Source organism: Streptomyces sp. MCA2, assembly GCF_023544705.1.
Taxonomy (GTDB): Bacteria; Actinomycetota; Actinomycetes; order Streptomycetales; family Streptomycetaceae; genus Streptomyces; species Streptomyces decoyicus.
In genome coordinates, this window is record NZ_JAMJFM010000014.1 from 44005 (window position 1) to 56938 (window position 12934).

Annotated in this window: 13 protein-coding genes and 1 pseudogene; 5 read left to right on the forward strand and 9 right to left on the reverse strand. The window is 68.2% G+C overall.

All coding sequences use genetic code 11. The annotated features are described in order from the left end of the window. Positions 1-213: 213 nt before the first annotated feature. From M8I34_RS14035 to M8I34_RS14050, 4 genes are all read right to left on the reverse strand, one after another. On the reverse strand, positions 214-426 hold the full coding sequence (locus tag M8I34_RS14035) for a DUF6243 family protein (RefSeq protein WP_250049785.1): 213 nt from the start codon (positions 424-426) through the stop codon (positions 214-216). A gap of 724 nt (positions 427-1150) precedes the next feature. After that, complete coding sequence (locus tag M8I34_RS14040) at positions 1151-2035, reverse strand: class I SAM-dependent methyltransferase (RefSeq protein WP_250049786.1); 885 nt, start codon at positions 2033-2035, stop codon at positions 1151-1153. Between the two features lie 156 nt (positions 2036-2191). Then, entirely contained in the window at positions 2192-2779 is a 588-nt protein-coding gene (locus M8I34_RS14045; protein WP_250049787.1) for a hypothetical protein, read from the reverse strand. Between the two features lie 80 nt (positions 2780-2859). Next, positions 2860-3087, reverse strand: coding sequence for a hypothetical protein (locus M8I34_RS14050; RefSeq protein WP_250049788.1), 228 nt, complete (start codon positions 3085-3087; stop codon positions 2860-2862). 1011 nt (positions 3088-4098) lie between these two features. Here M8I34_RS14050 and M8I34_RS14055 point away from each other — a divergent pair. From M8I34_RS14055 to M8I34_RS14065, 3 genes are all read left to right on the forward strand, one after another. Continuing rightward, positions 4099-4476, forward strand: a complete 378-nt coding sequence (locus tag M8I34_RS14055; RefSeq protein ID WP_250049929.1) for a PadR family transcriptional regulator — start codon at positions 4099-4101, stop codon at positions 4474-4476. Beyond that, positions 4473-5489 (forward strand): hypothetical protein, encoded by a 1017-nt coding sequence (locus M8I34_RS14060; RefSeq protein ID WP_250049789.1) that lies wholly within the window; start codon positions 4473-4475, stop codon positions 5487-5489. Before M8I34_RS14055 ends, M8I34_RS14060 begins: the two co-directional genes overlap by 4 nt. 131 nt (positions 5490-5620) lie before the next feature. Further along, positions 5621-5914, forward strand: coding sequence for a hypothetical protein (locus M8I34_RS14065; RefSeq protein WP_250049790.1), 294 nt, complete (start codon positions 5621-5623; stop codon positions 5912-5914). A 391-nt stretch (positions 5915-6305) separates the two neighbouring features. Here the strand turns inward: M8I34_RS14065 and M8I34_RS14070 are convergent, their stop codons facing one another. The 3 genes from M8I34_RS14070 to M8I34_RS14080 all read right to left on the reverse strand — a co-directional run bounded on the left by M8I34_RS14070 (position 6306) and on the right by M8I34_RS14080 (position 9645). Next, a complete protein-coding gene (locus tag M8I34_RS14070; RefSeq protein ID WP_250049791.1) occupies positions 6306-7460 on the reverse strand; it encodes a catalase family protein in 1155 nt (384 codons plus the stop codon). A 55-nt stretch (positions 7461-7515) separates the two neighbouring features. Beyond that, positions 7516-8868, reverse strand: a complete 1353-nt coding sequence (locus M8I34_RS14075; protein WP_250049792.1) for a Dyp-type peroxidase — start codon at positions 8866-8868, stop codon at positions 7516-7518. Between the two features lie 123 nt (positions 8869-8991). Next, positions 8992-9645 carry a hypothetical protein gene (locus M8I34_RS14080; protein ID WP_250049793.1) on the reverse strand — a complete coding sequence of 218 codons (654 nt, stop codon included), beginning with the start codon at positions 9643-9645 and terminating at the stop codon, positions 8992-8994. Positions 9646-10234: 589 nt separating this feature from the next. Here M8I34_RS14080 and M8I34_RS14085 point away from each other — a divergent pair. Then, positions 10235-10912 (forward strand): GAP family protein, encoded by a 678-nt coding sequence (locus M8I34_RS14085; RefSeq protein ID WP_250049794.1) that lies wholly within the window; start codon positions 10235-10237, stop codon positions 10910-10912. Positions 10913-10992: 80 nt separating this feature from the next. Here the strand turns inward: M8I34_RS14085 and M8I34_RS14090 are convergent. Further along, positions 10993-11181 (reverse strand): annotated as a pseudogene (locus M8I34_RS14090) (mobilization protein); the annotation flags it as partial. Positions 11182-11260: 79 nt separating this feature from the next. Beyond that, on the reverse strand, positions 11261-11815 hold the full coding sequence (locus tag M8I34_RS14095) for an SDR family oxidoreductase (RefSeq protein WP_308372292.1): 555 nt from the start codon (positions 11813-11815) through the stop codon (positions 11261-11263). A gap of 248 nt (positions 11816-12063) precedes the next feature. Between M8I34_RS14095 and M8I34_RS14100 the strand changes: the two genes are divergently transcribed. Further along, positions 12064-12885 carry a M23 family metallopeptidase gene (locus M8I34_RS14100; protein WP_250049795.1) on the forward strand — a complete coding sequence of 274 codons (822 nt, stop codon included), beginning with the start codon at positions 12064-12066 and terminating at the stop codon, positions 12883-12885. Positions 12886-12934 lie beyond the last annotated feature (49 nt).

Consider the following 12934-nt stretch of genomic DNA (forward strand, 5'->3'; position numbering starts at 1 on the left):
CAACGCGCTGGTGGTGACGCTCCTGGTACAGCTCGGGGTGGTGGCGGTGACGGGGCTGCTGAATCTGCGGCTGCCCAGGGTGGTCGGCTGAGACGCGGGTGGTCGGCCGAGAGCTGATCGGGACCGGCCGCGCCCGGTACAGCAGCAGAGCCCGGACCGCGCGTCGCGGTCCGGGCCCTGCCCCGTGCGGTGCCGCCCTGCTGCGGCGGTGTGTCAGCTCTGTGCGGTGTCGTCTGCCTGCCCGGCGCCCTCAGCTGCGCCTGCCTTCTCACGCATCTTGCGCACCAGCTCCGCCTTCTGGTCGGCTGCACCCTGGCGGTCGAGGTTGCGGTGCGGACCGTTGTTCTGCCGTTCGGCGCGGGACAGCCTCTTGCGCTGGCCGCCGCCCATGCCCACGGGGTTGTTGATGTTTTTGCTCACGGTCACGGGTTCTCCCGGTAATGGTGTGAAGTGATCTACGGATTCATCGGTGGGGGACGGGCGGCGACGTCGAAGGACGTCAGCAGGGGCCCGTCACGCTCTCACTCGTAAATCGGCGTCTGGAAGAACATGACAAAGACGTTACCCGGTTTCGTCGGCCCCGCGCACCAATCTTTTCGCCGCCCCGGCATCGGCCGGGCCTTCGGCGGGCGCCCGGGGTCCGCCGTTTCCTTCCGGGAATCTCAGCAGAGCCAGCACCCGCCGGTGGTCGCCGCCCGCCCGGGGCAGGTCCAGCTGGGCGTTACTGGGCCGCCGCGGGATCAGGGTGCTTTCGGGCGTCTCATGCTTTCCTGAACAGGAAGAACGCTTTAGATAGACGGTGTGCGCCCGGCTGACTCGCTGCCCTTGTTGTCTGCTGGTTACCTCCTCGATCTGGCACGACACTGGCACGCTGGTCTCCTCACGGCCCGGACAGGCTCCTTCCCGCGAGGGCCACATCGCTGCGAGCCCACCGGCGCTGCTGCACACGAGACGCGGATTGCGTGCCGAAGGGGCGTGCCATCAGATTCTCCCCCCGGGGCGGGGCGGGGCAGTTCAGGTGCAGTGACCGCCAGGCGAGACAGCTACTCCGGCCCACCGGCCTGGGGATGTCCGGAAGCCGCAGTTTCGCGCGCGTGTTCCTCGCTGCTCGGAGCCGCAGGGAATCGGGTTCCGAAGGCTGACCGCCGGGTCATGGCATGGGTCGTTGTGCGGTGACCGTGAAGTAGTCGAGGGTGCCTTCACGGTAGGCCCGCAGGAAGTTGCGAGGCCAGGTGCCGGGCTCCCACATGCGCGCCAGCCAGCGGTCCCAGCCCGGCCATACCGACGCCCCGATCGGGGTGGCGCGGACCCCGGTCAGGCCGGCCCGTTCGAGGCTGCCGGTGAGCTGCGGGATGGTGTGTGCGATGTCCAGGCCGGTGCTGTAAGTGTCGAGCAGTTCGGCCAGCCGCTCGGGTCGGGCCGGGTCGGCGTCGGGGACGAAGAAGCTGGCGATGATGGCGCGGCCGCCGGGCCGCAGCACGCGTGCGGTTTCCCGGGCGAACGCGTCGAGGTCGCGGAAGTGCTGGGCGGCTTCCACGCTGTACAGGCAGTCGAACTCTCCCTCCGCGAACGGCATGCTTTCGGCTGCTCCGTGTGCGAAGCGCAGCTGTTCGGCGCGGCGGGCCAACAGATCGGCGTTTGCCTGTTCAGCCCGCTTGAGCTGCTGCGGATGGATGTCCATGCCGGTGACGTGCGCGAAGCCGTACTCCTCGAGCGCAACGGCGCAGCCGACCCCTAGCCCGGAGCCGACCTCCAGGGCCCGCGGCTCCTCTACGGGCGCCAAGGCGGCGAGCACGTGGCGGTACATGGCCTGTTGGCTGCTGATCCGGTCATGTTCGGTGAGCGGCTGGTCGAGGCCGATGCCCTGCCAGTAGCCGAAGTTGATGAACCCCCCACCGAACAGGGACATCGAGCTGAGATCCGCCGGACCGTACGCTTCCTGCACTGCGGGCGGGATCGGGTACGGGGTCGCCCCGGGACACTGCGTCATCTGCACCTCCGCGATGTAGAGCGTGCCGCCACGGGGCGACCGCATACCGAGTCCTACCCATCAGCGGCCCGATCAGCGTCAGAGTGCCTTGCGCGCGAGGTAGCCGAACGCCGGGACCGGTCGCTCCTCTCCCCAGGCAACCTGAGAGAGCGAACGGCCGGCAACGGCCCCGGTCATTCCGTCACCGGCCATGCAGTCGGTTCAGGACGTGTACAGGGACTGCACCTTGACCACGTCGCCGTCACCATTGAAGGTGAGGTCGAAGCCGACGAGGGGCTTCTCCTTGTTCAGCTTGTTCGCCTGCTTGGCGAATTCGGCCTGGCTGATCTGCTTCGGGGCGGGTTGGCCGGTGAGCGGTGCCGATGCCAGTACCCGCGCGTTCTTCGCCAGGGTCACCGTGGTGAACGTGCCCGTCGTCGGGATGACCTCCCAGCCCTCGGTCGGGCTGGTGACGGGCTTCTTCAGGGCGGGGCGGACCATCAGGTACGTCTGACCGCCGGTGACCCCGGCGCTGTGGATCTGCACGAAGCGCTTGGAGTTGGCCCTGTGGCGATTGTCGACCTGTCCAGGCGCGCGTCGCTGCTCGCCGGACGTCGAGGCACTGGTCACGCCGCTCGGCTTGCTGCTGTCGGACGGACTCTCCGACTTACTGCCGTCGCCCGCCTGGGCGCTGGCAACGGCCCCGGCGGGCTTCACTTCGTTGTCCTTGCTGCCGCAGGCGGTCAGGGAAAGGGCGGCGAGGGTGACAGCAGTGATGCTCGCGGCGATGCGGTGGTGCGAGTGGAACATGGTGGTACCCCATCGATTGGGTGTGGTCGGTGTACATGGGCTCTACGGGTGCGGCGGTCCCGCGGGTTACACCGGGAATGTCATGAGCGGGTAACGGCCCGATCCGGTCGTTGCCCGGCCTCCCGCAGGGAAGCGACCTGGCGCCTGGTGTCGTAGTCGATCCAGAACGTCCACTTCGGCCGCGAGCCAAGCTCCACGACCAGCTGCCCCAGCCTCATATCGGTGGCGCGATTCCCGGACAGCGCATGAGCCTCGACCGGCGTCCACTCCGGCAGGGTCAGCACGTGCACCGTGCCGGTGTCCACCACCAGGGCTTCTCCGTGAGGGGGGGGCCGTGAGCCCGTGGGTCCGTGCGTATGCCGACGCCGCATCCCCGCGGAGCTCGCGCAACTGCCTGACCGTGATCCGCACCTTGCCGCTCTCGGCCACGGCCCCGTACACGTAGCCGAGTTCGCTCGCGTACTCCTCGCCGGGAGCAGGAGTCGGGGTGCTGAAAGCAGAGACGGTCGGCGCGGGCGCGATCGCTACGGGGTCCGGTACCGAAGAGGACCACATCGACAGCAGCCCGGCACCCCCCCGCGACGAGTGCAACCGACAAGAACGCCCCGCCCGCTGTCGCGGCGGCACGCTCGCGGCGACGGCGTTGGTCACCGCGGGCACGCACCCGCTCAGCAGACACTGTTGCGACACGATGCCGGGTCGACTCGGTGAGCGCTTGCAGGCGCCGGCCCAATTCAGTCTGGTCAGCCACGCTTCACCTCCGACAGCCCACCCGGGCGGGGATCCAGCTCCGAGTCGGAGAGAAGCCGGGCCAGGGCCGCACGTCCGCGATGGAGATGCACCTTGACCGTCCGCATCCTGTTCAAGGAGCCGCTCACCAAGGTCATGGGCCTGGGCATCGCCCTCATCGTCGCCGGCGTTCTGACCATCGAACTCGGTGCCGCCCACTGACGCGACCGCTGGAGGGCCCCGCACGCACGCCCTCCAGTGCGACGCCATGACCCCAGCCGCCCGCCGACTCCGATGCACCGTCCGGCCACTTGGCGCTGACCGGCCACGGGGTGCCGATCCGCTGCCGGAACGGCATCCCGTCCATGACCTGGCGGCGATTCTTCCCACGCCCGCTCCGTCCATCGTTCTTGGGCGCACACGCCTTCAGTCGAGCCCATTCTTCGTTCGGTCGTCGAGTCACGCGGTCGCGCCGGCCGCCGTGTTCCCGTTGCCGCCTCGAAACGCTCATGGCCGGGTCGACAACGATGCCCCTCCCATCCCCTATATATCGGAAGGCAGGATATAGTGAGCGCATGGCTTCCAGAGGAATGACGCAAGCGGCGTTCTTCGTCCTCACCGCACTGGTCGACGAACCGCGACACGGTTACGGCATCGTGCAGGAGGTCGACGAGCTGTCCGAAGGGCATGTGCAGCTGCGGATCGGCACGTTGTACGGCGTGCTGGACCGGCTGACGGCCGACGGGCTCATCGAGCCGGACCGCGAGGAGGTGCAGCAGGGCCGGCTGCGCAAGTACTACCGCCTCACCGACGCCGGCGGGGCGGCTCTGTCCGCCGAGGCGGAGCGGATGGCGGCCGGCGCACGCGCCGCTACCCAGCGGATAGCCGCCCACCGCCCCACGACCGCCGGGCCGGCTGCCGCCAGCCGATCGGTGCGTCGCCCAGGAATTGCCGGAGGCACCGCATGACGACCGTGCTCGAACAGCGCTACCGCACCGCCCTGCGCCTGCTGCCCTCCTACTACCGCACGGAGCGGGAGGAGGAGATGGTGGAGACCTACTTGCACGGGATCGACGAGCAGGACCGGGAGGAGATGCGTCCCGCCTTGGGCGAGATGGCCAGCATCGCCGCTCTCGCCATCCGCACCCGGATGGGCGCCGCAGGCGCCCCGGCCCGCTACGCCACCTTCGGCGCGACGGTGCGCCTCTTCGCGCTGCTGAGCGTGCTGCTGCATGCGGCCTCCGAACTGACCGTACGGGCGCTCCTCCTCGCCTGGTTCGCAGGCGCCCCCGCGCAGGACCAAGAGTTGTTCCGGGGCGGCTTCACCGACCATGGTGCTCTGCCGGGGCCGTACGAGGCGGCGTTGTGGCTGCTCCCGCTGGCCTGGACGGTGGCCTACGTGGCGCTGCTGCGCGACCACAGGCGCACCGCCTTCGTATCCGCCGTCCTCGCGGCCCTTCCCGACCTGGCGTCAGCCATACATGACATGGACGCCGGATGGGGCACCGTGGCGGTCGCCCTCTCGCTTGCGACTGCGCTGTTCTCCTGGCTGACCGTCCTTGCCCTGTGCTGTGGCTTCCACTGCGATGCCCCGCCCGCCCGGCTCCCGCTGGTGTCAACCGGGCCGGCCCTCATGGGCACCTGCGTCCTCGTGGGCGCGTCGACCGTGGTTTTGTGGCCTCGGGTTGCAGACGTGGGATGGGCCGAAGGCTCGGCATTCATCGCCGCGGCCGCCGTCTGGCTGGTCGCCCGGCGCCGGTCACCGAAGCACGTGGCAGACCCTGCACTGCCCCTCGCACTGGCCGCGCTCGGCCTCGCCGTCCTCGTACAGCGGACCCTGATCTTCGCGTCCGCGGCCCAGAACACTCCTGGCTCTCTCATCGCCGCCTTCACCGTGCAGGCGGGCATCATCGCCCTCCTGGCGGCTGCCCTGGCCGCGACCGGCACCCGCAGTCTGACCCCACGGTTCAGGACCGGCTGAACCCGGCAGCCACGACCGCCCTCGCACCGGTCGCCGCAGCAGGCCAACGACACCTCAAAGTACGGCTCCAACCAATGCTTCGCCGCCTCTTCGGGCGCAGTCCGGTGCCATCCCACAAGGAGAATCACGACATGTCAGCAACGAATCCCACGCCGGGGGAGTCTGCCCCGCTTCACATCGAAGCCATATGCGAGGGTGTCCCGACCCAACTCGATGCCGAGGAGATCCGGGTAACGCTACCGAACGGAATCGTCTTCAACCTGTCCCGCGGGCTTGACCCCTCCGGCTCCATCGTGGCAAATATTCCGTCCGATGGACCGGACGCAGACGAGTTCTCCGTCTTCGTGCTGAGGCCAGGTGCCGCCAACCTTCTCCACATCAACGCGGAACGGCATCCTCGCAGCACTGTGGAGGAGTGCACCTGACAAGAAAGTGCCAAGTCAGCGGCGCACATCACTGTGTCAAGTGGTGGGTGTCGACAGGAACCGACGGCCGCCGGCACGTGACTCTGCCCCGTGGTCTTCAACACCGCCTCGCATCAACTGAGTTCGGCACAGACCCGTCCACCGCGCCTGCGCGGCCCGCCCTTGCCTGACACCACCCTCACAGGACCGAAGACCTTCGCGGAAACAATCTTGCTCCCCTCGGTGTTGCGGTTACGTAGCCGAGGAGGGGAAGGTGTCGGGCCTGAAGCTGTTCAACACGAAGGGTGGCGTGACCGAGGTTGCGCCGCGTCTTGCTGAAACCTGATGCCACGGGCCGTGTCTGCCAGGAGCCTGAGTCGCGGGGCGGCACAGGGGCGAGGAGCTCCTTCGCCTACTCGCCCCCGGCGTAGTCGCCATGGCGGGCCGGGCCAAGTACCTCGTCGGCGCTGCGCGGCTCTGTGCGCGGCTGTTGGTTGAGCTTGTGGCGTTCGATGGAGGAGTGCCGGTAGACCTCCTTGCGGACCCGCATGATGTTGCCCAGGGGCGCGTGCTCGGCGGTGACCCGCCAGGGGGTGAAGGACAATGAGTCCATCTTCTCCAGGTTGTCCGGGCCGGAGATGTCCTGCTGCGGCAGCCGCAGCCTGGCCACGGTGACGGACGGCGAGAGCTGCTCGGGCCACTCCACGGTGGTGTCCTCCACCGGCATGCGTTCCAGGTCGGTGCAGAGTTGGACCTGGATGTCGAAGACGTAGGGGCGCTCCAGCAGTTCGGCTTGCAGGGCCGGCCGGAAGACCTCCGGTGCGGAGGCCGGGTCGATGTCGCGCCGGACCACCGCGGCGGCGAAGTGCGGGTCGGGGGTGATGCGCACCTTGGCGATGTAGTCCCCGTGCCGGACCGCGCCCATCGTCCAGTAGCTCGACAGCAGTACGTTGACCGGGGGGATCTTGGACAGGCGGAGGAAGGCCAGGAACTCGTCCCATGCCCAGTTGTCCTGGTCGAGGGTTCCCTTTCCGGTCACGAACTCGGTGAAGAAACGATGCGCGCCGGGTCGGCCGCGAGAGAAGTAGGACGGGGCGTCCAGGAACAGTTCCTGGATGAACAGGTAGTGCTCGACCGTGTTGCAGAAGAAGATCGGTGCGTTGATGTTGGCGTAGTCGAACGTGCCGGTGTCCGGTTCGTCTTCCAGCAGGGTCGGGCCGTCGATGCCGAAGATCTTCAGTGCCAGTCCGGTGGCCGCGCCCAGTCGCGCGTCGGCTCCGGCGTGGGGCGAGCCGTTGGAGAAGCGGATGAGCGCATCGTGGGTTCCCGGAGTCGCGTAGATGCCTTGGGCGTACTCGGGGGGAAGCCCGTCCAGGGTCTCCACTTCCCCTCGGACCAGCCCGTAGCCCTTGGCGTGGGCGTCGCGGAGGGCCCGGCCGGTGCCACCGGCCTTCACTGACTCGGTGATGTAGTTCTCGGTCTTTGCGATCACCGTCTGGAGGTGCTGTGCGAAGTGCGGGTCATCGTCTTCGACGTCCGGCGTGTAGCGGACGAACTGTGCTGCCATGACTTCGACCTCTTTTCGAGGACCGTGGTGGGGCCTCAGGGGCAAGAATTCGCTCTCAGTCCTCCAGTTCGGCGAGCCAGCGCAGGGCGCGCAGGCCCGGGAGGAAGCAGTATTCGCCGCCGCGGGTGACCACGAAGCTGGGCAGGTTCTGGAGGCGGCGCCGGATCGGCTTTTCCGGGATGGTGGCGCTGCCGGTTCCGTCGTGATGCCCGGCTACCGGGTCCTTCTCGCCGGGGTGGCCGATGAAGTTGCCGTCGTTGACCCACTCGGCCTTGATGAATTCGAACTGTCGTTCCAGATGGGCTCCGATGAAGACGCCGACCAGGCCCCGGTCGGCGCCGTCGTCCTCCAGCACTCCCTCTGGCAGCGGTGGGCCGTAGGTGGTGCCGCGGCGGATGAGGCGGTGCATCCGTGCGTCGCCGATGATCGTGGAATCGCGGGGGTTGATGCGCCGGATGTGTGCACCGGCAGGGCACCGGAAGCCGCGATCGTCGTTCTCCCGGTACAGGAAGTTGTTGACGCGGTGCGGATCGGCCGCCAGCTCCGGGTCATCGTGCTCCGGCGCCAGCGCCAGCGGCGCCCCGCTGGGCCAGCGCCCGACCATCTTCGCCGCCAGGAGCGCCTCCTCCTCGGCGCTGGAGGTGTTCGCGCGCAGGTACTGACGCCAGGCCGCCACCTTGGTGTGAATCTTGCGCACCGCCACGTAGGTTCCGTTGCGCCCCAGTACATCGGGGCTGGGCATGGAGGGCAGATTGCCGGTTTCATCGGGGTAGCCGAGGATGAACTCGCCGGCCTTGATGGGGGCTTCCTGCGGGTTGGAGCCGGGCAGGCCGACGCCCTCGATGTTCGGGTGGCTGATGCCGTCGCGGAAACCGAAGGTGGTGCGGCCGGTCGGGAGCTGGTGGACGTCCTGCTGCCAGATCACCTGGACACCGGGCGTGTCCTCGTAGGCGACACGGGCCCGCTCCAGCGCCCTGTCCAGCTGCGCCGCCTCGGAGGAAAGGGCGCTCAACGCGATGTGAACATCACCGGTTCCGAACGGTGTCTCCCAGTGGGCCGGGGCGTTCTCGCCCACGTCGCCGATCCGCTCCGCGCGAGCAGCCATGCCCTGACGAAATGCCTCCGGAAAGCTGTCCAGCGACTCCTGGGGCACCCCCAGCGCCCTCAGCCCCTGGTAGGTGAACGCCACCGCCACCCAGGCATCCTGGCTCCGGTCCACGCTGGGCAGACCACCTGCGGTCAACGGGAGCAGCCGCCGCAGCAGGGCGCGCCCGGCGTGGCGGTCGTCGACCCGCAGAAAGAGGAACTTTCCCTCGTACGGCACGGGCCGTGGACGCAGGGCCCCGCTTTGGACGTCGTCGATCTCGACGCGCACGCCCGCTGCGCCGGTGCTGTCCGCCGTGTTCATGATCGCTTGTGCCTCCACATCGGTCTCTGCCTGGGCAGCCCTACGCCGCCGGCCCGCGCGCCCTGCCGTCGCGTTCCACCGATGTGGGGTCGGCTCTGCGTGTTGGTGTGTCCGGGACAGCCCTTAGGCCGCGGCTTCCTCCAGCAGCTTCTGGAAGGCAGGCGTGGCCAGCAACTCGGCGTTGGCCGGGTTATCCAGCGCCGCCCGGAATTCAGGGGTGTCCAGCACCTCCTCGAATGCCTCGTCCACTCGGTGGTCCTTCCAGATTTGCTGAACGGTCAGGTCGGGATAGGAGCTGACGAAGCTCTTCGCGGGCGCCTGGTGGGCGACGAACCAGTCCTTCACTCCTGGATCGCTGATGCCAGGGAACCCTTCGCTGTGCGAGAAGATGGTGTCGAAGTGAGACCCGATTACCGTCTTGGCGAAGTCGTCGATGTAGGTGTCCCAGGAGCCGTCGAAGACGCTGGCGAACATGAACCGGGTGTCGTTGTCGAAGATCACGTGCCGGGCGTCGTGCAGGGTGCCGATCTGGCGTAGCGCCGCACGGCCCGCCGCGTCAGCCGACCCGCTGGCGAGCGTGGCGAGATCCTTACGCAGCGCATCCGCGTGGCCCGGCTTGATCTTGGTAAAGACGGTGAACTCGCCGCACACCCCATCCGTCCTGCCCGGGCGCTCGGGCTGAGCTGGTTGGGCTGCACCTGATGTCGCAGTCATCGTGAGGCTCTCCTGCCACGGATAGGTCCGAGGGTCGCCAAGCGCTCGGATATCGGGCGCCATCGCCCTCACCTCTTCATCCTGGTCGCCCGTGCGTGGCTTCGCATCTTCGGCCCGGGGAGGCGGAAAGCAGCCTCGGGTGCCGGGCGGCTGCTCCATTTCCGGGAAGGCAGTCATGCGGGTGGCCGGCCGGCAACAGGACGGGACCTGGCGTTCTCAGGGCGGGACCTCGCGTTCTGAGGAGCTCGCGAGGACAGATCCGCAACGACGCAGGAAGATGAGACGGGATGTCCCGAGTACGGCGTCGTCACGCTCCCGGCCGGCCGCTTCCGCGTGGCCGAGAAGTCGGCCGCGTAACAGTCCGCCCATGCGCCCTGGCGCCATCCCGGCCGCACCGTGAGCAGGGTTCGAGTTGTGCCAGCGCTACAGGAGTCCGGATCGTCGGGACGGTTGCAGGGCGGGTGCTGATCACCGGGGAGTGCGCCATTCAGAGGGGCGCTGCCGGGGCCGCGGCGATCGTAGTGGCGCCCTCTGCGGGTCCGGGGCACGCCCACGACAGACCGTGGGTGCCCAGCCCCAGGGGGCGGGGCACCCACTCCCGCCCACCCAGCCGTGCTCGACCCGATCTCTGCCCTGCCCCCTGGAGGTAACCATGGGCAAAGTTCTCGGTGACGTGCTGGGTCTTGCGGCCGGTGTCGCGATCAGCCCGCTTCCGATCATCGCCGTCATCCTCATCCTCGCGACGCCTCGGGGACGGCTCAACGGAGTGCTCTTCACCACCGGCTGGATCCTGGGACTCTCGGCACTGGGCGCGCTGATGCTCGCGATCGCTTCCCCCGCAGGTGCCTCCGCCCACCATCACCCGGCCACCTGGGTGGGAGCCCTCAAACTCGCTCTGGGCGTGTTCCTCGTCCTCTTCGGCGCCCGGCTATGGCACCGACGCCCGAAGGATCCCTCGCAAGCCCAGCTGCCGAAGTGGATGGGCGCGATCGATCACCTCACGCCGGTCAAGGTCCTCGGGCTCGGACTGGCCCTGGCCGCGCTCAACGCCAAGAACGCCCCGCTGACGATCGCCGCGGGCGCCTCGATCGGCGCAGCCGGTCTGCCGGTCGGGCAGCAGATCGCCTCGCTGGCAATCTTCGTGCTGATCGCCACCCTCGGCCTGCTGGCCCCACTGGGCGTCTTCCTGTTGGGAGGAGAGCGAGCCGAAACCACGCTCGGCAGTTGGAAAGACTGGGCAGCCCAGCACAATGTCGCCGTGATGGCGGTCCTGTTCTTCGTCCTCGGGTTGAAACTGCTCGGAGACGGCATCTCGATCCTCACCTCCTGACAGGCTTACTCGCGTCGCCGTGCGGTCCGAGCGCACGACCGCACACTGTGGTCAGTCCACACGGGGGCGCCCTGACGGATCGTGGTGGCACCGTCCTGACCGCTGCCGAGGGCGGGCCCGGAGTGGACGATCTGGTGGGCCGAGCGGCGCAGCGCGTACATTTCAGCGTCCTTGGCGCGGATGTGGGAGCGCGTGGCGCGCTCGAACTGCCGTGCTGCTTCTCGCAGTTCGTGCCGTGCAGCTCCGAGGGAGGTCTGGGCGAGGGCGTCGGCCTTCTGGTGCGGCTCTGGTGCGAGACCCCTGAACTGGTCCGGACGACAAACAAGGCCCAGGTCTCCGACCTGGGCCTCAACTATGGAGCCGTGACGGGAATCGAACCCGCGCTCTGAGCTTGGGAATCAACGGCGCTTGATAGATCAATGGGGCGTGTGACCAGGGGAAACGTCGCAGTATCCGCGCGCGTGCAGGCGCTCTGGCGCGCCGATATTGACCGTTGTTGACCGTGCTGGAGGGCACGGTCAGGGCACGGGCACGATAGGCGCGGTGCGGGGCTGCTCTTGGGTATGGCGGGGCAGGTGGCCCATCGGGATCCCGCGAGGGGAGAGGGCCGGCGTTGTGGTTCGCAATCTGGTCGTTCGTCGTCATGGAGCTGATGGCGCCTCCGAGAGTGACCGGCTCCTTTTCGTTGGCTGGCCGGAACGGGTAGCCGGCGTCGATGTAGAAGACGGCATCGGTAACGAAGGATGCTCCCGGGCCGGCCAGAAACACGATTCTCGCCGCGATCTCCTCCGGGCTGCCGAAGCGATGCATGGGGTTGGCCGCCTGCTGGGCGACCGCTAAGGGCCTATCCGGTGAGTTCATGTCAGTGGCCAACGAGCCAGCCGGCGGAGGCAGGCCCCTCATGGTGCGCACCAGTGCCCATAGCGGGGCCCACTGATAAAGCCGCTTCGGCCCCGCCCGAAACACCTTCTGCTGTGCGCTGAGCGTCTCTAGCGTCTTGCTTGCGTCGCCATACAAAGCGGCGCCGGGATCGCGCCCACCGCCCACCGGGCGTACTACGGGGACAACTCACGATGAACAACCGCACACGCCTGTCAATCGGCGTTACCGCCCTCGCCCTGGCAGGGGGAACTCTGAGCACCAGCGCCGCCATGGCTGGAAGCAACACACCTGCCCACACCACGGGCAGTCAGATCGCCGCGCAGAGCGCTCAGGCCGGCCGGTCCGCCGCAGCCGCCAAGCCCCGCCTCTTCCTGCCGTTCCCCTGCGGGACGAAGTGGCGGGTGTCTTCCGGCGCCGCTTCCCACTCCCCCGCCCTCGACATCGACAAGGGGAACGCGAAGGCGGAAGGCAAGACGGTGCAGGCCGCAGCCGCCGGCAAGGTCGTCTTCTCCACCCGCTTCGCCCAGGGTTCCGGCAACACTATCCAGATCCAGCACAAGGGCGGCTACTACACCACCTATCTCCATCTGAAGTCGCGCAGCGTCAGCAGGGGCGACAAGGTCAAGCGCACCACGAAGATCGGCACCGTCGGCAAGGACGGCCCCACCGCCAACGGCCACCCCCACCTGCACTTCGAGGTCGCCAAGGGCAAGAAGAACGCGGACCATTGGGGAGGGACGGACGGCGGGGCGCACCGGAGCACCGCCAGCCTCTACCCGATGACGTACAACGGCGCCGGCCACACCTGGAAGAACGAGGTCTCCCACTCCTGCTCGGCCCCCAAGCCGACCAAGTGGGCACCGTTCAAGGTGGTCAAGTCGGTCAACAAGCGTGCCTGGGCCGGCACCAAGTACAAGTCCTACGGCAAGTTGAAGAAGGGCAAGACGGTCATGCTGGGCTGCAACCACACCCGTAAGCCCGACGGAAAGCTCTACCGCCGTCTGGACGGCGGTGGCGGTGCGGACGGCAAGGGCGCGTGGGTGCGGTCGTCGACCACGTACGTCAAGCAGCTCAAGGGCTGTACGAAGTGAGGTCGAGCCTCTCTCGACTGCGCTGAGGCGCGGTCGGCCTCTTCCATCG

Bases quoted from the DNA above. Each gene is read 5' to 3' on its own strand.
- M8I34_RS14045 (WP_250049787.1), bottom strand. From the start codon at position 2,779: ATGTTCCACTCGCACCACCGCATCGCCGCGAGCATCACTGCTGTCACC.
- M8I34_RS14065 (WP_250049790.1), top strand. From the start codon at position 5,621: ATGTCAGCAACGAATCCCACGCCGGGGGAGTCTGCCCCGCTTCACATC.
- M8I34_RS14055 (WP_250049929.1), top strand. From the start codon at position 4,099: ATGACGCAAGCGGCGTTCTTCGTCCTCACCGCACTGGTCGACGAACCG.
- M8I34_RS14100 (WP_250049795.1), top strand. From the start codon at position 12,064: ATGGCTGGAAGCAACACACCTGCCCACACCACGGGCAGTCAGATCGCC.
- M8I34_RS14040 (WP_250049786.1), bottom strand. From the start codon at position 2,035: ATGCGGTCGCCCCGTGGCGGCACGCTCTACATCGCGGAGGTGCAGATG.
- M8I34_RS14075 (WP_250049792.1), bottom strand. From the start codon at position 8,868: ATGAACACGGCGGACAGCACCGGCGCAGCGGGCGTGCGCGTCGAGATC.
- M8I34_RS14095 (WP_308372292.1), bottom strand. From the start codon at position 11,815: ATGAGGGGCCTGCCTCCGCCGGCTGGCTCGTTGGCCACTGACATGAAC.
- M8I34_RS14080 (WP_250049793.1), bottom strand. From the start codon at position 9,645: ATGGCGCCCGATATCCGAGCGCTTGGCGACCCTCGGACCTATCCGTGG.
- M8I34_RS14070 (WP_250049791.1), bottom strand. From the start codon at position 7,460: ATGGCAGCACAGTTCGTCCGCTACACGCCGGACGTCGAAGACGATGAC.
- M8I34_RS14085 (WP_250049794.1), top strand. From the start codon at position 10,235: ATGGGCAAAGTTCTCGGTGACGTGCTGGGTCTTGCGGCCGGTGTCGCG.
- M8I34_RS14060 (WP_250049789.1), top strand. From the start codon at position 4,473: ATGACGACCGTGCTCGAACAGCGCTACCGCACCGCCCTGCGCCTGCTG.